The following is a 20021-nucleotide window of genomic DNA, read 5'->3' as shown; positions in this document are numbered from 1 at the left end:
TTAGTGATATACAGAGGCGTTTTGTATTCAGGCAACACATTCATTCGTGACCCAACAACGGTGTTGAGCAAGTACAGACACGATCATAGCAACCAAGTATCCTAATTACTCGCCAGCTCCGCGTTGTGTCTTATCCCAGTGCCAGACGGTCTGGTTGGGATTCTTCGGCAGTGTTGTTCTTCATTTGTTTACTGCGCAACTGTCCGCAAGCAGCATCGATGTCCGTACCATGCTCCATACGTACAGTGGAGTTGATGTTGTTCTTTTTGAGTGTATCATAGAAGCCCAGAATCGACTCTTCTGTACTCCGTTGATACTGACTGTGCTCATCCACCGGGTTGTATGGGATCAGATTCACGCTGACCATACTTCTGCGACTGGACAACAGTTCAGCGAGCTCCGCGGCATGCTCACGTTGATCGTTAACATCACGCAGGAGGATATACTCAAACATGATGCGTTTGTTCGTCGTAGCCAGATAATAATCGACTGCATCCATCAATTGCTCAATCGGGAAAGCCCGGTTGATCTTCATGATGTGTGTACGCAGTTCATTATTCGGTGCATGCAGAGAGATCGCCAGATTAACCTGCAGACTGCTGTCTGCAAATTCCTTGATTTTGTCCGGAAGGCCACTCGTGGACACAGTAATCCGTTTGGCGGCAAGTGCCAGTCCTTTGCGATCCTTGATGACTTCGATGAAATCACTCATGTGCTGGAAGTTGTCGAATGGTTCACCAATACCCATCACAACTACGTTGGTTACCCGCTCGTCTTGGCCCGCTGCATCCAGATGTCGTTGTACATGCATAATCTGTTCCACAATCTCTCCAGCGGTCAGGTCACGACTCTTCTTGATCAGACCGCTCGCACAGAAGCTACAGCCAATATTACAACCCACTTGTGTGGTCACACAGACGGTAAGTCCGTATTTTTGCCGCATCAATACCGTCTCAATCAGGTTGCCGTCCTGCATCCGAAGCAGAAACTTCACGGTACCATCTGCCGATTCCTGCTTCACATGTTCGCTAAGAGAGTTCATTGTGAAGTGCTCGGAGAGTACATCTAAACATTCTTGACGGACATCGGACATCGCGGGAAAATCGTGTACACGCTCTTGGTATAACCATTCCCAGATCCGGGATGCACGGGATTTCTTCTGCCCATGCTCCGGCAGCCAGGAACGTAATTGCTCTAATGTTAATCCATATATGGATGATTTGTTCATTGTATAATCCTCTTTTCGCAAGAAAGCATATGGCTTATCGGTCCTACCCAAAAAACCTCTACTCCGTATTGTCCCAAAATTGACGAGGGAAAACAAGGGCTTTTGCATTTCTTCCAAGAGGTTTTATCCATGGTAAATCTGCACAACAGACCATATTTAACCCTATCGGGCCTTCACATTTAGAAGTGAATGATACCGGATGTGTGCAGTAGAACCAGCAGAACCAGGATCGGAGCCACGTAACGCAGCATGAACAGCCACACACGGAACCATCCGGAACGCAGACCGGAAGCTTCAGCAGCCGTTTTCCAGAAGTATCCCGCAAAAATCGTCACAAGCAGTCCACCTACAGGCAGCAGGATGTTGGATGCTACAAAGTCCATCCAGTCGAATACACTCTTCGATCCAATCGTCCATTCAGGCAGCAAGCCGAGCGACAATACCGAAGGAAGCCCCACGATGAAGACCGCGAGTGATATAACCCATACCGCGCGATTCCGGCTCCAGGACAAACGTTCCATGAAATATTTCACCGGAACTTCCAGCAAAGATACTGCGGACGTCAACGCCGCAATAGCCAGCAGGATGAAGAATAGTCCGCCAAACAAGAAGCCAAGTGGCATCGCCGAGAAGGCTGCCGGAAGAGCCACGAAGATTAGTGACGGTCCTTGGTCTGGTGCAATACCGAACGAGAAAGTCGTTGGGAAGATGATTAGACCCGCAATGAATGCATAGATAAGGTCACCCGCGCCAACAGCGACGGTCGCCGCACCGAGAGATTGATTTTTATCCACATAAGATCCGTATGTTACCAGAATACCCATCCCGAGTGACAGGGAGAAGAAGGCATGTCCAAGCGCCACCAATGCAGATTCAGTTGTCAGTTGCGAGAAATCCGGATTCAGGAAGAAGGAAACCCCAGCTCCTGCACCTGGCAACGTAACAGCACGAATCATCAGGATAATAAGCAAAACCAACATTGCCGGAATCAGTACCTTGTTGAACTTCTCGATTCCGTTCGATACCCCTTTGGCTACAATCCAGCCTGTAATCAGCACCGAAACCAGTTGCCACACGATCGGCATATACCCGCCTACAAAGGAGCCGAATTGTCCAGCATAATCCGGATTGTCAAACAATGTACCGCTGAAAGACGTAATCGCATATTGCAATGTCCAGCCCGCAATAATGACATAAAAGGACAGGATGATAAATGGCGTTAATACTTGCAGCAATCCGGCTGCGAGCCAACCCTTATGTCCACCTGCTTTGATAAAAGCCGTAGCTGCACTACCTCTGCCGCTGCGACCAATCGCAAGTTCAGCCAGGAGCACTGGCAGACCGATGAGCAGCAAACAGACGATAAAGAGCAGGAAAAACGCGGCTCCCCCGTTCTCTCCCGTAATGTACGGGAATTTCCACATGTTGCCCAGACCAACCGAACTACCAATGGCTGCCAGGATAAATCCAGCTTGGGAGAAGCGTTCTCCTTTGCCAGCGTTGTCTTGATCCAGATTAGGCTTACTAAAATTCATCGTATCTACTCCATCACTTTAAAGTTTTCCCGTAATTATATACTACTCCAGGTGTCAGGTCATTCGAAAATCGAAATTTGTCGAAATGTTATTTATTTACATATAAAAACACTCTGTCATCTATATCTCATAAGTTCCCTAAACACAGTATGTGATAAATTACGTCAGGCCAACCGTGTGGAGTTACAACATAATCATATCTCCAACCTTCAAAGCCCATTAGAACCAAAAAGAGGTGTCCCCTCAGCCACTTTGATGACTGCGGAACACCTCTCTTTTAGAATTAAACTTTAATTTCAAGCAACTCGTACTTGATAACGCCCATCGGAGCGTTGACATGAATGACGCTGCCCACTTCTTTGCCCATCAGTTCTTTGCCCAGTGGACTTTCATAGGAAATTTTATTATCTGCTACATCGGCCTCAGCAGGACCAACCAATTTATATTCAATCTTCTCAGCGAATTCGATATCATTAAGCAATACCGTGGAACCTACACCCACTTTGGTTGCATCCATGTTCTCGGACGTGATGACTTTGGCGTTCTTCAGCATCTTCTCCACGATCAGAATCCGCGTCTCCATAAAAGCCTGATCATCTTTGGCTGAATGATATTCACTGTTTTCCTTGAGGTCACCGTAACTTATGGCGAGTTTCAGACGCTCAGCCAGTTCCTTACGCTTCACAGTCTTCAATTCCCTTAGTTCGTCCTCCAGCTTTTCCAAGCCTTCCTGTGTCAAAATCACTTCTTCATTAGCCATTTTTCCATCTCCTAATCCTGCTATCTATCTATATTCTAACCTATATCCACTCCAAAGGGTTAGCATACCCCAGAAAAAGAAATAGCTCATCCATATATTGTACTTCATTATCATTAAATCCATGTTCATCTCCTTAGAATCATTTTTAATACTGTCCTATGAATTGTACCGTTACAATCTGCTTAATTGAACATGTTGTTTTCACCCGTTCACTTTTACAATGAATTCAGGGCAACAAAAGTTTATGAGCAATGCCTGTAGCCCACTATAGAACATGAGGTGATCTGGATGATTGAACGATTAAGTGGAGTTGAAATACAGGCCTATCTGAAACGGATCGGCATTGATGATATAAAGAAACCCACGCTGGAATTCTTGGCCGAACTCCAACGAGCACATGTGAAATATCTATCCTGGCAAACCGTCGATATTTATGCAGGTCGTCCTGTGGGCATCAGTCTTCAAGAGTCGATCCAACTTATATTACAGGGGCGCAGCGGCTACTGTTTTCATCTCAATGGTGCATTCAGTGTTCTTCTTCGCTCTCTGGGTTACACGGTTGATTGGCATCGGGGCGGAGTACAGCCTCATGGGGAACAACCCCGTGTGAACTCATTCCATCTCGGTCTGTCTGTTCTTCTGCCGGATGCTGACCCGACAGTTGAGCGCTGGATTGTAGATGTAGGTCTTGGTGGAATGCCCTTCGAACCTCTGCCACTTCGTTATGGAACCTATGGTTCCGCTCCATTCACATACCAATTGATGCCATCATCTGTTGCAGCTGGGGGATGGCGGCTTGAGTACGAGCCGAATGGGCCAAGTGAAGGCGTCGACTATGCTCCTGAAGCAGTTCATGATCTGGGGGAGTTCATACCGAAACATGAATTCTACAGTCGGGCGGCCGAATCCCCATGGCATAATGTATTTTTGCTTCGTCAACGGGATGAGAACCGCAGTCACGAACTACGAGGATGTATGCTCCGAACCCATGATATCGAAGGAATCCGCAAAACGGAGATTCAGACCTACACCGAGTGGCGTGACGTGTTAACTGGACTGTTCCATGAGCCATTGGTGAATTACAGCGAATCGGAATGCCAAGACATGTGGGAGCGAGTGCAGGCTGCGCATACGGAATGGAAAAAAGCGCAAGAAGCATAGACATGAGGCTGCATAATCTGAAACCTCAATACGAAAAGGAAAACGGGATAGTTATCTTCATCAAGCATCCGTATAGACTTCACTTAAAATAGAGATCACTTTAGAGTTCGTTCCACATACAGGAAAGTTATTGAACCGCGCCGAATATGTCCTCAGGTGATAAATGATGATAACGATTCGTATGCTCCAAGTTCCAGAAGTATTGCCCGAGGCATACTGGAACCATTTTCTCTCGCAAGTCTCGGCCGAGCGTCGTTCCCAGGCATCGCGTTTTGTGCGTCAGGCAGATGCATATCGCTCCGTGCTGGGAGAGATATTGACTCGTGTGACTTTGAGCAAGTTAACTGAACTGAGACCTGCTGATCTTTCTTTTACCCGTAATTCCTACGGCAAGCCTTCGCTCAGTCACCATACGAATGTGCCATTCAACGTCTCCCACTCTGGTGATTGGATTGCTTTGATCTCCGGCGGTACGAATGAACTGGGTGTGGATTTGGAAAAAATAGCACCCATTGACATGCAGATTGCAGAGCGTTTCTTCTCTCCTATGGAGAGCCAGTTCTTGGCTGCCGTGCCTGTCGATCGTCAGATGGAGACCTTCTACCGTCTATGGACGTTGAAGGAAAGTTATATCAAAGCAGTGGGTATGGGCTTATCCATACCACTGGACTCCTTCGCCATCCTACTGGATGAGGGCGGAGTTTGGCATTGCCAGCAGGCTGGAACATATCGCTTTCTCAGTCAGCGACTGGATGAAGGACATATGCTTGCGGCCTGTTCAGCTGGTGGAGAGCTGCCGAGCCAGCCCGAGGTCATTACCTTGGAGGATCTATATACAGAGTTGGTGTAGTGCGCAGCTAGTTGAGGATTTATTGGGGGATCGTGAAGTCTAGTTTGGATTTGGTTTTGGAGGTTGGGGTTAAGACTGGGTTCAAGCTCTAACAAATCTGACACGCCTTATGGGCTTCAATTACGCAGGTCTGGCATTGTAAGGAATCCTACGCACCCTATATGCTCTAATATGTCCTTTTTCACGTTGATATTGCCAAACTCTGCACCAATAAGGTGTCTAAGGTTCGTTAGGTTTACCTATACACTAAAAATCCTCTATTAAGAGGTGTGAGAATCGTTAGAATTGCAAGTATGATGAAGGAGCGGTCATTGACTCTCCTTCATTTTTACTTTTTTTCAAAAAGAGCATATATCTCATAGGAAACCATAATTTTCAAAAAAAGATTAACATCCTGCCCAGTTAATGGTACTATAGGACCAAAAGGAAGAAGAATAGGTAATAATAATCAGGTATTTACGACTAGATTCACACTACATACTTGTTAGTACTCGATTCTCTCCCCGATTCATTATTTTAGAAGGAAGTGGACAAATGCATATCTTTTTGCAAAACAGTGCAGGTGTAACCAAGAACGTGAAAGTAGGTTTCAGCTGGACAACATTATTTTTCGGATTTTTCCCTGCGTTGTTCCGTGGTGATTTGAAATGGGCTGCCATCATGTTCTTGATCTCCGTAGCCCTTGGTATTTTCACTGCAGGAGTTGGAGCTTGGATTAGTGGGATCGTCTTCTCTTTCGTTTACAACAAAATCTACATTAAAGAGTTGCTCGAAAAAGGCTACCGTCCTTCCAATGCTGAAGCTCAAGCGGTTCTGGAAAATAATCAGATTATTGCTCGTGCAGCTTAAAACCAAAGCAATACACGGATGATCATAGCAATTATTAGTTTTTAGTTTTTTTTATTGTAGACATACCAACCAGCAATCATGTTGAGATAAACACCAAAAAATCTCTGGCGAACCTGTCAGGGATTTTTTGGTGTTTATTCAGATAACAATACCTATTCTTTCAATTGAACAGATGATTCCTGCACCAATGATGGTGATTTCTTTGTCTTTTGGTCTTTTGCGCGGTATACAATCCGGCCCCGGTAGCCAGTGGTAGGAAGATCTGCAACATGGAAATGTCAAAAGCAATCATGGTCACGACAGCCAGTCGTACTACGTACCACCCATAGTCTCGTACTTACATACTAAAAAAGCTAACGACGTGAGTATCACGCGTTAGCTTTTGGCTTTTTAGCTTTAAACTCACAATCCGTTTACGTCTCCAACGTATCGAATAGGACTAGTCCCGGCTCCGCAATTTGCCAAGCAAACGGATGATCTCGATGTACAGCCATACCAGTGTAACCATCAATCCAAATGCACCGTACCACTCCATGTACTTGGGTGCACCACGCTCAGCGCCACCTTCGATGAAGTCGAAATCAAGAACCAGATTGAGGGCAGCCACAATGACAATAACGACCGAAATACCGATGCCGATCAAGCTGTTATCATGCAGATATGGAATCGAAATGCCGAAGAAACCAAGTACAAAGCTCAGCAGATACATAATCATGATCCCACCGGTTGCAGCCACAACACCCAGCTTGAAATTCTCCGTAGCTTTGATCATTTTCGTTTTGTATGCCATCAGTAGCGCGATGAATACAGCCATCGTCAACAGGGCGGCCTGCAAGGTAATCCCGTTATACAGGGATTCATAGGTTGCAGAGAGTGCCCCAAGGAATAGTCCTTCAGCTACCGCATAGATGGGTACGAGATAGGGTGCCGCTATCGGTTTGAACGAAATGACAAGTGCCAGAATGAAACCAACAATCAATCCGCCATACGCGAGCGGCATCACTTGTTGTCCGTTGAAGAACATCATCCAGGTTGCAAACGCACTAGCCAGTAGGATTACCAGCGTAATAAACGCTTTGTTCACCGTGCCGTTGATCGTCATGTAATTCTGATACCGATCTTCTCCATATCCTCTGTTCTCAAACGTGCTGTCTTTAAGTGTAGGGTTACCGCTACGACCGATCAACACAATCACCTCTTCATATGTATTTGGTATATCTGTGATACTAAGTTTGATTGGGCATGCTACGTTTCCAATTCTACAAGCTACTCCCTCGAAAGATCGGGATGGCACTAGAAGGGATCGGATGCAATCCTTCGATTACATCCTTACCCACTAGCGCAACACTTAGGACATATGTCCCAGACATCGCATATTCAGTTACTTTAAGTGCTTTAATACGTCTTATTTGTACAGCACTTTGTCTACATTGTATTTCGCACGCATCGTGTTGATGATATACGTCTCGTAAATTTCACGATCTACCGGATCTTCAATCACGCACACTTCAATCTTCGTTACTTCCTCACGGTGGTTCTTCATTGGTGATACGGTATCTTCAAAATGCTTTTTGATGCGTGGTCTTAATTTTCGTGCTTTCCCGACAAACAACAGCTCTCCAGCGGCATTGTAAAACATGAAAATCCCGCCCAGTTCCCGGGTAATCAGGTGAAAATCAGTGAATCCATAAATGTGGCTAAGCTGTGGATCAACCTGCTTGGTAATGGTTACATCTGGTGTTGGCACGGTAATATTAATCAATAGGCTCACTTCCTCATTATCTATAGGTTTACATCCTATCACATATTATAAAGGGACACCATTTCAATCTATATGAAGTACAATTCACGCAATTTTCGCTATTACGACAAATATTTCAAAAAAAAGGTTAACTTCCCTGATTCAAAGTGGTACTATAGGGGTATGAGGAAGAAATTGGGCACTGAGACATACGTCTTTATATCTACCTCCGTCTATTGTACCCTATGATTGAAACTCTTTTTCATGCTGAATTCTGTTAAGTGATCACAACAAGAGTACAGTTAGCAAGAACCTTAGCTTATAGATTGTAGATTCATCATCTAATCGACCCTTGCAGCAAGCAAACGTAGAAAGACCTAGATTCATGATTTCACTGTAGATTTTAAGTATCACCTAGAAAGCCTGCAATTATAGTCGTACTGAAGTTAATAGACACACGTAGAAGGTCAGATAGCTATCGATCCTAGAGAGACTAGTCATGTAATGCAACTGTAGAGTTATAGCAGCAGTACTATAGAAGATGGATCAAGTTCCACCACCAGGCCCAGGCATAATGCCAGGGCTTTTTTGCGTTTGCGCGAACAACCAACCACACGCTCAGGGAAACAGAGGTATCGTGGTTCTTTCTGCTGGGTTTATAATATGGCAAGATACCAGTAGAGGGAGTGATGGGATGTATTCCGATCTGCAACTGACGGAGGACCGCCCTGTATATATACAAGTCAAAGATTATATGAAGCGATTGATGCTCAAAGGTGGTCTGCAAGCTAAACAAAAGCTGCCCTCGACCCGTGAACTCAGTACCCTCATGAAGGTTAGTCGCAGCACGGTCCTGCTCGCTTATGCCGAGCTTGAGGATGAAGGTCTGATCTATGCCGTCAAAGGCAAAGGCAATTACGTCAGTGCTTCCATTGAAACACCTGAGGCAACAGCGAGCTGGCAATTGGACTGGACGACCGAGATGAGCGAGTATGCCATTCAGGCAGAGCAGTACGATCTGATGAAGCATGGCTCCGGAGCAGAGCGCGGCGAGATCTCATTTACCAGCATCGCACCGGATGAGAAGCTGTTCGATCTGCACAACGTGAAGCGGGCTTTTCTGGATCGCATGTCACTTGAAGGCGAAGTACTGCTGAATTACGGATATGCGCAAGGATACAGACCGCTGATGAACTATTTACTACGATATATGGAGAACAAAGGTGTCGACCTCCGTGGCAAGGATATTCTAATCACCAACGGATTCACGGAAGGTTTCGATCTGGTGCTTGGAGCGTTGCGCAAAAAAAGCGGCAAAGCGCTCTGTGAGAATCCAACGCACCACACCGCGATTAAAAATCTAAAATTGCACCAGTTTCAACTGACCGGTGTGAACATGGAGCCGGATGGCCTGGACTTGAAGCAACTGGAACATGAACTTGAGGCAAGTCCATATGATCTGGCATATCTCGTACCCTCCTACCACAATCCAACCGGGATTGTGACTTCGCCTGCGAAACGCGCAGAGATCATCCGATTGATGAACAAGTATCAAGTCCCCATCATTGAGGACGGATTCAACGAAGAATTACGCTATTCCGGCTCCCACGTCTCGCCCCTGATTGCCAGCATGGGTAAAGGCAACGGGCTGATGTATCTGGGCAGCTTCTCCAAAGTACTGTTTCCGGGACTGCGCGTTGGCTGGGTTATTGCGGATGCGTCGCTCATTGATTATCTGGAGAGTATGAAACGGGCACGCAGTATCCATACCTCCACGTTGGATCAATCGTTATTGTATCAATATCTGAGCAACGGTAATTTCGAGAAGTATCTGAAGCGAGCTCGCACGGAGTATAAACGAAAATATGAATTGGTTGTGCGTTGCCTGAAGCAGCATCTGCCAATGTGCCGGATTTCCGGTGAGGGGGGGCTGCACCTGTTCGTGCAGTTCCCGTCCGAATACAGCACTCGTGAACTGCTGGAGGCTTGTAAAGTGAAAGGTGTAACGTTCACACCAGGGGATACCTTTTATCTGGAACCCGGTCAGGGCGTAAACACGATGCGTCTGGGTTTCTCCAGAGTCAGCGATGAAAATATACGTAAAGGCATTCGCATCATTGGCGAGACAGCAGCCCAAATGAGATAAGGAGGATTTCACATGAAAGTTGGCGTGATTATGGGCGGTACATCTTCAGAGCGGGCTATTTCCCTGCTCACCGGACAGGAGATGATTGCAAACCTGAATAGAGACAAATACGAGGTAGTGCCCATTGAGCTTAATACCAAGCGCGATCTAATAGACAAGTCAGCGGGGATTGATGTGGCACTGCTTGCCCTGCATGGCAAATACGGCGAAGACGGTACCGTTCAGGGTACACTTGAATCCCTGGGTATTCCCTACACAGGTTGTGGCGTGCTTGCGAGCAGTGTATGTATGGATAAAGACATGTCGAAACAACTCATGCAGCATGCGGGTGTGCTTACCGGGGAGTGGCTGCGGGTGAAACATATGGAGGAACTATCCTCTATTGCTGTTCAACAATTAACGTACCCCGTGGTGGTCAAACCCAATTCAGGCGGTTCCAGCATTGGTACCCAAGTGGTGAAGGAAGCTTCCGCCCTGCCTGCTGCTGTAGAGGCTGCCCTATCCTGGGATGATACGGTCATGATTGAACAGTATATCGAAGGTGAAGAGATTACCTGTGCCATTCTGGATGGTAAGATGCTGCCGGTGATCTCCATTCATTCGAACGCTGCATTTTTCGACTATGCTTCCAAATATGATGACCACGGGGCTGATGAGCAGGTTGTGCAATTGCCTGCGGACCTTCACCATAGCGTTGAAGCCGCTGCATTGGCCTGCTATCAGGTGCTTAAATGCAGCGTCTACGCGCGCGTGGATATGATGATACGGGAAGGCATGCCTTATGTCCTTGAAGTGAACACGCTGCCGGGACTTACCCGTAACAGTCTGCTGCCCAAAAGTGCAGCTGCTGCAGGCATTTCTTTTGCAGAGCTACTGGATACCATTATTGAACTTTCATTGAAGGAAAGACCCAAGGAGGATACAACATTATGAGCCTGGATGTGACGATTAGACATAGTTCCACTACCGATCTGCAAGATATGGTCATTCTGATGGACCAACTCGGTTACCCCACCACTTACGCCGAGATGGAGGAGCGCTACACCCACATTGCTGCAGACGCAAACTTTACCACACTGGTTGCTGAAGCACGCGGACGTGTAGTTGGACTGATCGGATTACAGACATCTTATCTGTATGAAAAGAACGGAAGACACTGCCGCATCATGGCTTTGGTTGTGCATGACCAGTTCAGGGGCTCAGGCATCGGCCGTCAGCTCATACTGGAAGCCGAACGATGGGCCGCCACGCATGACGTGGACTCCCTGTCTCTGAACAGTGGTAATCGCCCGGAGCGTGAAGATGCGCATGAATTCTATCGCCAAATGGGCTTTACAGCCGGGAGTACCGGGTTTAGCAAAAAACCGCAGATTCTACAGCACAATTAACCTGCGGATAAGTTACCCTGAATCTCAATTATCAGACCAGAAAGAACGCCCACTCAGCACAATGGCCAGTTAAGGGCGTTCTTCCGTATATCTATGTCACATGGATAAAGTGTTTTTCACCGGACATCAGGAAGGCACCGGAGTGCCCGCTCAGGATTTCATAGCCTCATAAGCCGCAAGCAGTTGCTCTACCTCTACTCCGTTGATCTTCATCCCGGTCACTTGACACTGTTCCAACTGAACCCCAGATAGATCGCAATCAACAAAACGACTCCCCCCAAGATCACAATGCGCCCAATGCATGGGCACACGGTCAGATCCAAGATGAGTATCCTGGAATTGAACGCCATCCAAAGCACAGAATTCAACCTTGCTATCGGATAAACGTAAATCAGCTAGCAATATGTTGGTCATATTAAGATTGGTGAACTTGCTGCCACTTAGATTGCAGTCGGTGATCCGACTATTGGTCAGATTACTGGTACTGTAACGAACGGAGTCCAGTTGAGCTTGAACAAACTCAACCACCGAGTCACCCGAGTTTTTGAACAAGGTCTTATCACATTTTGGATCAAAAGAAACCGCTGATACATTCTTCTCGTATCCAAACTCTTCCTCAGATGCATAGGTACGAACATATCCCATTTTTTCGTAAAAGAGATGATTATCCAGCTGCCGACCTGAGGTCTCCAGCTTCCAGATTTCAATATGCGGAAACTCAGCTTCAATAAGCCTCATGACTTGAGTTCCCACGCCACGTCCCTGGCATACGGGGTCAATATAGAGCTTATCGATCCTGGCATGTTTTTGTCCGAGCACATTAACACTCACTCCGCCAATGGCACATCCATCTGATTCTACGACATAATAATCCCATTCACGGATCACGTAACAATGCATTCGAACTGAAGAATAATCAGGTGGACATAGATTCCTATCGATATCCTTCTCACCATCGGACCAGACTTTTATGGCATGATCAAAAGCACGAGTGCAAATCTCTGTAAGTACAACAGCATCTTCTTGCTGCGCTCGTCGTAAGCGAATTTCAGAATGTACCTGCTTCAATTGACTTTTCATATACTACACCTCTGGGGATTTATTTAGGATGACACGACAAAGAGGAGCACCTCCAATAGAGGCACTCCCCGATCCGTTTCATCATTTCAGAAACGCGGAAGCTCCTCGTAATGGGTCAAAAGGACACACGTATCCCGTTCATGGTCTAACGGAATTTTTGCGGTGTTCTTTTCACGATCATTACGAGAAATCTGGCATACTCTGAAATCCCCTCTCATGCTAAGGACTACTTCAACCTCTCACTTAAGGACGGTCAATGTAAATCCAGCCTGTTTCTTGTTCCTTATCTACAGTAGCTCCAAGGGATTCAGCCATAAAGCGCAGCGGCACATATGTCTTGCCGTCCTTGCCTACATAGGCGGATTCCACCATGGTTACTTCTTTACCAGCAACAGTTGCTTTCTTGGAACCTACGGTCAGGACAATCTCATCACCAGTGATGTCGTCAATGACAACAATTTGGTTCGAGCCTTTGGTCCATTTCACTTCAGCGTCCAATTCTTCAGACACGTAGCGAAGCGGAACAAATGTTGTATTCTTAACGGTGATCGCTCCAGCGTACTCATCATCCGGGAAGAGCACTACACTTTTACTCGTGATTCCGGCTTCATCCTTCAATAATCGGTATGCCAATGAATTGGAATCGAAATTGCGCAGCATCTGTCCAGGCGTAATATCATCCTTCATCACATCCATAACGCCGCCCGATACATCCACTTCATCGACTGCAACCGTTCCACCGATATTCCACTGTTCACTGTTTCCACTCACGGTTACAGCGTTCACCGGCAGATCTTCGGAAGCTGGCAGCGCTACTTTCAGTTCAAAGTTTTGCTTGCGAATATCCAGCTTGCTGTCGAAATAGAAGTCCAATTTCAGTTTGGTCTCTGTGCCAAATACCGTTTTGAATTCAGGGGTATCATTCAACAGGTTGGTCAGCTCCTGATCATAATTGACCAGCATACTGTCCAGTCCAACTTTGATCATGGCATACAGTGAAGCCACGGCTTCATCTTTCGATTCAGGAACGATGGAATTCAGCGTTTCATCTCCCCCGTCTTCAACCTCATTCACAGCTTCAAATACAGGGTAGAACACATCGTACAGATCACCAATCAGATCTTTCAGTCCTTGCTCATCCTTCGAAATACTCGTCAGGAACGGTTTAACCATGGCAAGCATCTCTTCACCACTGATCTCCAGGTGCAGCTTGGAGAGGCTAAGTGCTTCGCCATTCACGGATTCCTGTACCGGTGTTACGGAGATGTTTTTCGGATTGGACAGATGCTTTAGGACAAAAGAATACAGTTTCGGGTAAATCTCTTCGATTTGTTTCTCCAAAGCCTTCGTATCTACCATTGGAAGAGCCTGTGCATCCTGGAACGTATCCAGAGATATGTACAGCGGTTTCTGGGCTCCGTCCAGATCAATGACCAATTGGGACTCATTCATGGACAGGTGGAAAGGTAACTTCGTTCCCTCCATGCTCAGTGTACCTTTAATCGATGCTGTCTTCGCATCTTTCATTTTGGCTTGATCAATATCCAGGGATATGGAGTTAATGAGTTCGATCATTTCAAGGTCTTTATCTGTCGCGAATTCCTTAGCCGGTTCTACGTTTATATTCATGGATTGTTTGGATTCACCGGACTTGATACTCGCACCATTAGCCACGGCTTTGCCAACATCTACTCCACCCACAGCCTGACATCCTGTAAGAACAACCATTAATAACACGAGTGGCACTGCCATCCATTGGACTAACTTTCGATTCGTAATAGGATCTCCTCCTTAGAAAAATATGGTTCATTTCCATTATGAAGGTACAGGTAATTCTTGTAAACGGATACGCAAAAAATAAACCAAAAGGCCGGAACATGTCCGACCTCTGGTCTATCTATATTTCAGCATATCGTAAATTTCGATAAAACATCCTGCTTCATTATGCAAAGCTGAAAGTTATTCTTGCTCCTGATCTTCTGCAAGTTTCTCATCCGTTTCTTCATCTTCCGCAGTTACGGGAGTCTCGAATTGATCCGGCTCGTCCTCTTGAATCGCTTTGTTCTCTTCGTTCTGATCCTGTGTCATATCGCATTCCCTCTCTTCTACCGGATTGTCATATCAGCAAGGCCTGAGCCTTGTGTCTATCAATAACCCGAATAGGCACAGTTCAAACCTGTTTCAGCGCCGGCCAACCCTTTTTCATCATCATCTCATGCTCATTTAGAAAACATAAAAGACGATTCCGTTCCCACTTGCAGCCGTTGCCTGAAATAGGGCCTGGACATCATCCACGGTCTGAACGATCTCTTGAAATGTCTCTTCCGCATCCCAATCTTCCATGACAGGATAGACCCCTTCCGCGATCATCTGATCCAGACTATACCGCTGCTTTAATTCTTCTCGTGTGAGCTGCTCCAATGCCATGTAGGCTTCCAACACCTGCTCATTACTGAGCAAGAACAGATCCATGTCCGAATAGTTTCCCACGTATTGCTCACCTGCGAGAGGCACTACATAACCCAGGGGTGGTTCCCCTTCTACCAGGTTACCGTTCAGCGTGAATTGAAGCATCTGCCACGTTTTATCAATATCCAGATCAACTGCACAATCATGCACACTAACCTCGCCTGACTTGATGGATTCAACTAGCTCACTCGTTACCACAAGATATCTGCCGGACATTCCCATACCGTTATCCCTCCTGTGTAATTGTAATTCGTTCTGTTGTTCCCCATTAACCGTGCTTGTTGGTTCAGAATCGGGGTAATTCCTATCAAGGAGGTCGTATACATGAAAAAATTTGATTACAGTCTCAATTATGAAAAGTTGGATCTTCGCAAACATCCTGAGCTGTACACCGTAGGCCGGGGTGAGCAGGGTGTGCTGATGGTAGAACCCTACAAAGGCGAGATCCTGCCACACTGGCGGTTCAAAACACCCGAGATTGCGACAGAGTCATCAGAGAAGATCTATGAGCTATTTTTGGAGTATAAAAAAAAGGGAGATTTCGTGGGTATGGATATGGCTCGCAAATTTCTCCAGATGGGCTATACACGGGCCAGACGGTATACCAATCACAAAGGTGGACGCAAATATTCGAAGGAGGATGGCTCAATCTTGCCCTATCAGAATGATAAGGTAAAGGCGGAATCCGCAGCCATATTCAAAGCACAATGGGAGATTGCGAAGACGGATCCGGACTATGTGAAGATGAAGAAGGAGCATCGGGAAAAGTATGAGTCTGATGAGGCGTAGGAAACCAACACAATGCTCTAAGCAGTGTACTAATCAGACGCTAATAAATCCTAATAAGACGTTACCCGAGCATCATACACCGATAACGTCTTATGTTTGAATCGTCAAACTTGAATATTTTCTGGTTTACCCCCCTTGGAACGTGGACGAAGCATACTTCCTACAATTCGCAGCATCAATTTACGAGGCACAAGGCGGGTGAATTGCGCTGTCCAATAATTGCTGGCCCCTGGCACAGCGTAGGGTTTGCCTGATTCCAGTGCCCTCATGGCCACGGCTATGACATGCTCAGGTGTATCACGTTTGCCCACGGAGGCTTCATCAGCACCCACCACATCAAAGAACGAAGTCTCAGTTGAACCCGGACATAACGCTAAAAATTGAACGCCACGCTTCCTGTTTTCTTCATATAATGCCTCTGTAAAAGAAAGTACAAATGCCTTCGTCGCTCCATACACAGCCATATACGGATCAGGTTGGAAGGCAGCAGTCGACGATACATTAATGACAGCACCATTTCGCTTCTGCAGCATGCCTGGCAAGAAAAGATGCGTCATGTTCGTCAAGGCGAGCACGTTTAACATAATCTCTTCCTGTTGCCTTGAACCAACCACCTGTTCAAAATATCCATGGGTAGCAAATCCAGCATTGTTAATCAGTATATCAATCTGTATTCCTCTATTCTGACATTCCTCATATACGCTCTGAGGTGCATCGACGTGAGACAGATCCGATACGATCACTTCGGCCCTTACTTGATATGTACGCTCTATCCGTTGTGCCAATTGAATCAATTTGGACTCTGTTCTGGCCACCAGCACGATATTTTTACCCTTGGAAGCCATTTCAAGTGCAAAAACTTCCCCAATACCTGATGATGCACCTGTAATAAGTGCCCATTGTTGTTGATCCTTTATCATCGTTCATCCATCCTCTACGCATAATTGAAACACTTGTTTTCAATAAGAAACAATGTTTCTGTATGGAATCATCGTAATTCAAACCCATGATTCTGTCAAATTATAATTGTTACATTTGTATATAGAACGGTGTGCTTCCTTACTGGATTCGGATAAATTGACGTTATCCGGCGTAAAACAGTAGAATGACCATAAGAAAAAAATATATCGACGTACTCTCATAGAAGACAGATCGCATTTAAGCTGAAGTTTTTCTATACAAACACAACAACAATACGGTTATGAGGATGAAATCAATGAAGGATCTTAATTCGGGTTCCACGGAATCTGCACATACGGTAACCACTTTTCAGGAAGCCAGACTCCAGCACTCGGATAATCTGCGGCAAAATATTGTGCATGCTGCTGCTGCTTTACTGCAAGAGCATGGACCAGAAGCCGTCACGGTACGCCGTGTAGCTGAACGCATGGAGTGCTCCACCAAAATCATATATAACCTCTTCGGCAAAAAAGAAGGGCTCGCCAAGCATTTATATCTAGAGGGATGCTCCCTCATGGCTCAGCGGTTCGAAGCTATGCCCCGGCAAGCATCGTTTGAACAATATTTCCGTGATCTGGCCTATGTCTATTGGGACTTTGGCATTTCACAATCCAGCTTCTATCAGCTGATGTTTGGAGGATCTTTTTCCGAATTCAAACCGGATGGTGAGACTTTGCAGGGAACAGCAACTGCTCTGAAGCAAGTGTCTGCATTGGTGGAGATCGCCATTGAACAGGGAATGCTTCAGGTGCAAGACCCCCTGCTTGCGGTACGAATGATCTGGGCTCCCTTACACGGTGTTATCCATCTGTACCTGGGAGGCCATATTGAGAGCGAAGAAGCTGCCAAAACTCTCTATGATCATACGTTGTCCATGGTCATACACTCCCTTGTTAATTCATCTGCGGATGGATAAGTATGCCATCTGTATCTTATGGAGACTTTTAGCAAACAAATGAAAAAGGAGCAGGTCCATTGGCGTAATACGCCGAGGACGTGCTCCTTTATTTGGTTCACTCAATCTATAACTGTATCGACTTTCAGCCGATTAGCGTGCTTCTAGGTTCTCCGCTTCCCAACGTGCAATTTCTTTACGCACGATTGGAGCAACTTCTTTACCGAGCAGTTCGATTGCTCTCATGACCTCGTTATGCGGCATGGTGCCGAGTGGGGTGTGCAACATGAAACGTGTAATACCGACTTCTTTGCGCAGATAAATAATTTTCTGAGCTACAGTATCCACATCACCTACATATAATGCGCCTTCCAGACTGCGCGCCGCATCAAATGTCGCACGACTGTAGTGTCCCCAGCCACGTTCACGGCCCAGTATGTTCATGACCGCTTGAGCTGGCGGGAAGAATTTCTCCACAGCTTCGTCCGTTGTATCGGCAATGAAGCCGTGAGAGTGAGAAGCAACGGTCAGCTTGGAAGCATCATGTCCCGCATGGGCAGCGGCTTTTTTGTACAGCTCAACCAGTGGTGCAAATTGCACCGGACGACCACCGATAATGGCAAGCACCAGCGGCAAACCGAGCAGTCCTGCACGAACTACCGATTCCTGATTACCGCCACTGCCAATCCATACCGGAAGTTTTTCCTGTACCGGGCGAGGGTAGATGCCCAGATTATTAAAGGAAGGGCGGTGTTTGCCTTCCCAGGTTACTTTTTCCGAATCGCGCAGCTTGAGCAGCAAATCCAGTTTCTCATCAAATAACTCATCGTAGTCGTTCAGATCGTAGCCGAACAGTGGGAACGATTCGATAAATGATCCCCGCCCTGCCATAATCTCTGCACGTCCGTTCGAAATGCCGTCCAGTGTCGCGAAATCCTGATAGACCCGTACCGGATCATGCGATGACAGCACCGTTACCGCACTCGTCAAGCGAATATTCTTAGTCTGTGAAGCTGCGGCTGCCAGAATGACAGCTGGTGATGAAGCGGCATAGTCAGCACGATGATGTTCTCCCACACCGTATACATCCAGACCCACCTCATCTGCCAAAACAATCTCTTCAACGACATCGCGAATGCGCTGCGCATGACTGATAAGCTCCCCTGTTTTCACATCCGGGTTGGTCTCCACAAATGTACTAATTCCGATTTCCATTGTCTGTTCCTCCTTGGTATGAAGCGATCCGTCGTTCATCTAACCTATTGTAAGTAGATCACCTTTTGTTATGTATCTTAATATTGAACTATTTTGATGAAAAACACAAGTACCCCCTGTTTCCAGAGGGCACGTTTATGTTATTTTTTCCTCCCGATGTACAACAGATGAGACGAGATTCCCAATATGGAAGGGTCTTTGGCGGCTTCAATCATATATCGAATGAGTTCATTATACTCGCCATGTTCTGTCCAGTGTTGTTGCTGCTCGTCCGTAAGCATGGCTCTAAGACTGGATGAACCAATGAGATTAACGGTTTCAAATCCTTGTTGCTCCATGAAGGGCGTAACGTCCTGAATATTAAAATAATATGCCCCCGTAAATCGTCCTTGATCCTGATGATCGAATATACCCTTTTCCACAAAAGAAGAGATGGCTGCCATATTATCATTCGGCTTCCAATGCTGCGGGGATTGCAGCGAATTGATACTCATGCGCATGCGGCTTTGCATCGCTACAAATACCACGCCTCCTCGCTTGGTCACACGATACAACTCCCGTACAGCAGCCGTCCTCTCCTCCTCTGTCTGAAGATGATATAACGGCCCCAGCATAAGGGAAGCATCATACGTCTCGTCAGCCATACCGGAGAGCGAAGTGGCATCGAGAACATGGAATCCATCGAATTGCTTTGTCAAACCGAACTCCTGTGCCTTTTGCCGTGCAATATCCACGGAGGAGGGTGTCAGATCCGATAAAGTGACCTGGTACCCCAGTCTCGCCAGTTCCATAGCATATTTTCCCGGTCCAGCGCCATTATCCAGAATATGACCGGTAGCGGGGAGACACTCCTTGATGTAATGCATGTTAATGATGAACTCAATCGGTTCTCGCTCCAGTCTCCCCCACTCATCAAACTTCGAATAATATTCAATAATGTGATCTCTCTTCATCG

20 protein-coding genes are annotated in these 20021 nt (G+C 46.4%); 8 read left to right on the top strand and 12 right to left on the bottom strand.

Annotated features, from left to right (window positions below; genetic code table 11):
• Positions 1-130 precede the first annotated feature (130 nt).
• From rlmN to greA, 3 genes are all read right to left on the bottom strand, one after another.
• Positions 131-1228: a dual-specificity RNA methyltransferase RlmN gene (gene rlmN, locus MHH93_RS17795; RefSeq protein WP_500055086.1), complete on the bottom strand. Its 1098-nt coding sequence runs from the start codon at positions 1226-1228 to the stop codon at positions 131-133.
• Positions 1229-1407: 179 nt separating this feature from the next.
• Positions 1408-2763 carry a sodium-dependent transporter gene (locus MHH93_RS17790; protein WP_500055085.1) on the bottom strand — a complete coding sequence of 452 codons (1356 nt, stop codon included), beginning with the start codon at positions 2761-2763 and terminating at the stop codon, positions 1408-1410.
• 283 nt (positions 2764-3046) lie between these two features.
• Complete coding sequence (gene greA, locus MHH93_RS17785) at positions 3047-3523, bottom strand: transcription elongation factor GreA (protein ID WP_500055084.1); 477 nt, start codon at positions 3521-3523, stop codon at positions 3047-3049.
• Between the two features lie 288 nt (positions 3524-3811).
• Between greA and MHH93_RS17780 the strand changes: the two genes are divergently transcribed.
• From MHH93_RS17780 to MHH93_RS17770, 3 genes are all read left to right on the top strand, one after another.
• Entirely contained in the window at positions 3812-4684 is an 873-nt protein-coding gene (locus MHH93_RS17780; protein WP_500055083.1) for an arylamine N-acetyltransferase family protein, read from the top strand.
• 163 nt (positions 4685-4847) lie between these two features.
• The gene (locus MHH93_RS17775) at positions 4848-5534 is read left to right on the top strand and encodes a 4'-phosphopantetheinyl transferase family protein (protein ID WP_500055082.1); all 687 of its coding nucleotides are present in this window, start codon (positions 4848-4850) and stop codon (positions 5532-5534) included.
• 534 nt (positions 5535-6068) lie between these two features.
• A complete protein-coding gene (locus tag MHH93_RS17770) occupies positions 6069-6383 on the top strand; it encodes a DUF2628 domain-containing protein (RefSeq protein WP_192135327.1) in 315 nt (104 codons plus the stop codon).
• Positions 6384-6822: 439 nt separating this feature from the next.
• Here the strand turns inward: MHH93_RS17770 and MHH93_RS17765 are convergent, their stop codons facing one another.
• Both MHH93_RS17765 and MHH93_RS17760 read right to left on the bottom strand, forming a co-directional pair.
• Entirely contained in the window at positions 6823-7569 is a 747-nt protein-coding gene (locus MHH93_RS17765; protein WP_500055081.1) for a Bax inhibitor-1/YccA family protein, read from the bottom strand.
• A gap of 219 nt (positions 7570-7788) precedes the next feature.
• Entirely contained in the window at positions 7789-8145 is a 357-nt protein-coding gene (locus tag MHH93_RS17760; RefSeq protein ID WP_253441952.1) for a nucleotide excision repair endonuclease, read from the bottom strand.
• A gap of 673 nt (positions 8146-8818) precedes the next feature.
• Here MHH93_RS17760 and pdxR point away from each other — a divergent pair.
• The 3 genes from pdxR to MHH93_RS17745 are packed head-to-tail and all read left to right on the top strand — an operon-like array spanning position 8819 to position 11658.
• Positions 8819-10270: a MocR-like pyridoxine biosynthesis transcription factor PdxR gene (gene pdxR / locus MHH93_RS17755; protein WP_500055080.1), complete on the top strand. Its 1452-nt coding sequence runs from the start codon at positions 8819-8821 to the stop codon at positions 10268-10270.
• Positions 10271-10282: 12 nt separating this feature from the next.
• Positions 10283-11203, top strand: a complete 921-nt coding sequence (locus MHH93_RS17750) for a D-alanine--D-alanine ligase (RefSeq protein WP_500055079.1) — start codon at positions 10283-10285, stop codon at positions 11201-11203.
• Positions 11200-11658, top strand: a complete 459-nt coding sequence (locus MHH93_RS17745) for a GNAT family N-acetyltransferase (protein ID WP_500055078.1) — start codon at positions 11200-11202, stop codon at positions 11656-11658. The genes MHH93_RS17750 and MHH93_RS17745 overlap by 4 nt, the downstream gene beginning before the upstream one ends.
• Positions 11659-11808: 150 nt before the next feature.
• On the opposite strand, the gene MHH93_RS17740 is transcribed toward MHH93_RS17745, so the two are convergent.
• The 4 genes from MHH93_RS17740 to MHH93_RS17725 all read right to left on the bottom strand — a co-directional run bounded on the left by MHH93_RS17740 (position 11809) and on the right by MHH93_RS17725 (position 15429).
• Complete coding sequence (locus MHH93_RS17740) at positions 11809-12738, bottom strand: GNAT family N-acetyltransferase (protein ID WP_500055077.1); 930 nt, start codon at positions 12736-12738, stop codon at positions 11809-11811.
• A gap of 243 nt (positions 12739-12981) precedes the next feature.
• Positions 12982-14439 carry a copper amine oxidase N-terminal domain-containing protein gene (locus tag MHH93_RS17735; RefSeq protein WP_500055076.1) on the bottom strand — a complete coding sequence of 486 codons (1458 nt, stop codon included), beginning with the start codon at positions 14437-14439 and terminating at the stop codon, positions 12982-12984.
• Between the two features lie 258 nt (positions 14440-14697).
• On the bottom strand, positions 14698-14826 hold the full coding sequence (locus MHH93_RS17730) for a hypothetical protein (protein WP_268794676.1): 129 nt from the start codon (positions 14824-14826) through the stop codon (positions 14698-14700).
• 135 nt (positions 14827-14961) lie between these two features.
• Positions 14962-15429 (bottom strand): YfbM family protein, encoded by a 468-nt coding sequence (locus MHH93_RS17725; protein ID WP_500055075.1) that lies wholly within the window; start codon positions 15427-15429, stop codon positions 14962-14964.
• A 102-nt stretch (positions 15430-15531) separates the two neighbouring features.
• Between MHH93_RS17725 and MHH93_RS17720 the strand changes: the two genes are divergently transcribed.
• A complete protein-coding gene (locus MHH93_RS17720) occupies positions 15532-15996 on the top strand; it encodes a DUF4385 domain-containing protein (protein WP_500055074.1) in 465 nt (154 codons plus the stop codon).
• A gap of 104 nt (positions 15997-16100) precedes the next feature.
• Here MHH93_RS17720 and MHH93_RS17715 read toward each other — a convergent pair whose 3' ends face one another.
• Positions 16101-16916 (bottom strand): SDR family NAD(P)-dependent oxidoreductase, encoded by an 816-nt coding sequence (locus tag MHH93_RS17715; protein ID WP_500055073.1) that lies wholly within the window; start codon positions 16914-16916, stop codon positions 16101-16103.
• A 296-nt stretch (positions 16917-17212) separates the two neighbouring features.
• On the opposite strand from MHH93_RS17715, the gene MHH93_RS17710 reads away from it, so the two are divergent.
• Positions 17213-17872 carry a TetR/AcrR family transcriptional regulator gene (locus MHH93_RS17710; protein ID WP_500055072.1) on the top strand — a complete coding sequence of 220 codons (660 nt, stop codon included), beginning with the start codon at positions 17213-17215 and terminating at the stop codon, positions 17870-17872.
• Positions 17873-18004: 132 nt separating this feature from the next.
• Here the strand turns inward: MHH93_RS17710 and MHH93_RS17705 are convergent, their stop codons facing one another.
• Positions 18005-19066, bottom strand: coding sequence for an LLM class flavin-dependent oxidoreductase (locus MHH93_RS17705; RefSeq protein WP_500055071.1), 1062 nt, complete (start codon positions 19064-19066; stop codon positions 18005-18007).
• A gap of 140 nt (positions 19067-19206) precedes the next feature.
• On the bottom strand, positions 19207-20019 hold the full coding sequence (locus tag MHH93_RS17700) for a class I SAM-dependent methyltransferase (RefSeq protein WP_500055070.1): 813 nt from the start codon (positions 20017-20019) through the stop codon (positions 19207-19209).
• Between the last annotated feature and the right edge of the window lie 2 nt (positions 20020-20021).

It is taken from the genome of Priestia sp. FSL H7-0729 (assembly GCF_038005685.1).
Lineage (GTDB): Bacteria > Bacillota > Bacilli > Paenibacillales > Paenibacillaceae > Paenibacillus.
The sequence above is the reverse complement of the archived record's forward strand: the minus strand, read 5'-3'. Positions and strand labels throughout refer to the sequence as shown.

Excerpts from the sequence above, each read along its gene's own strand:
- rlmN (WP_500055086.1), bottom strand. The coding sequence starts at position 1,228 with ATGAACAAATCATCCATATATGGATTAACATTAGAGCAATTACGTTCC.
- MHH93_RS17790 (WP_500055085.1), bottom strand. The coding sequence starts at position 2,763 with ATGAATTTTAGTAAGCCTAATCTGGATCAAGACAACGCTGGCAAAGGA.
- greA (WP_500055084.1), bottom strand. The coding sequence starts at position 3,523 with ATGGCTAATGAAGAAGTGATTTTGACACAGGAAGGCTTGGAAAAGCTG.
- MHH93_RS17780 (WP_500055083.1), top strand. The coding sequence starts at position 3,812 with ATGATTGAACGATTAAGTGGAGTTGAAATACAGGCCTATCTGAAACGG.
- MHH93_RS17775 (WP_500055082.1), top strand. The coding sequence starts at position 4,848 with ATGATGATAACGATTCGTATGCTCCAAGTTCCAGAAGTATTGCCCGAG.
- MHH93_RS17770 (WP_192135327.1), top strand. The coding sequence starts at position 6,069 with ATGCATATCTTTTTGCAAAACAGTGCAGGTGTAACCAAGAACGTGAAA.
- pdxR (WP_500055080.1), top strand. The coding sequence starts at position 8,819 with ATGTATTCCGATCTGCAACTGACGGAGGACCGCCCTGTATATATACAA.
- MHH93_RS17750 (WP_500055079.1), top strand. The coding sequence starts at position 10,283 with ATGAAAGTTGGCGTGATTATGGGCGGTACATCTTCAGAGCGGGCTATT.
- MHH93_RS17745 (WP_500055078.1), top strand. The coding sequence starts at position 11,200 with ATGAGCCTGGATGTGACGATTAGACATAGTTCCACTACCGATCTGCAA.
- MHH93_RS17740 (WP_500055077.1), bottom strand. The coding sequence starts at position 12,738 with ATGAAAAGTCAATTGAAGCAGGTACATTCTGAAATTCGCTTACGACGA.
- MHH93_RS17730 (WP_268794676.1), bottom strand. The coding sequence starts at position 14,826 with ATGACACAGGATCAGAACGAAGAGAACAAAGCGATTCAAGAGGACGAG.
- MHH93_RS17725 (WP_500055075.1), bottom strand. The coding sequence starts at position 15,429 with ATGGGAATGTCCGGCAGATATCTTGTGGTAACGAGTGAGCTAGTTGAA.
- MHH93_RS17720 (WP_500055074.1), top strand. The coding sequence starts at position 15,532 with ATGAAAAAATTTGATTACAGTCTCAATTATGAAAAGTTGGATCTTCGC.
- MHH93_RS17715 (WP_500055073.1), bottom strand. The coding sequence starts at position 16,916 with ATGATAAAGGATCAACAACAATGGGCACTTATTACAGGTGCATCATCA.
- MHH93_RS17710 (WP_500055072.1), top strand. The coding sequence starts at position 17,213 with ATGAAGGATCTTAATTCGGGTTCCACGGAATCTGCACATACGGTAACC.
- MHH93_RS17705 (WP_500055071.1), bottom strand. The coding sequence starts at position 19,066 with ATGGAAATCGGAATTAGTACATTTGTGGAGACCAACCCGGATGTGAAA.
- MHH93_RS17700 (WP_500055070.1), bottom strand. The coding sequence starts at position 20,019 with ATGAAGAGAGATCACATTATTGAATATTATTCGAAGTTTGATGAGTGG.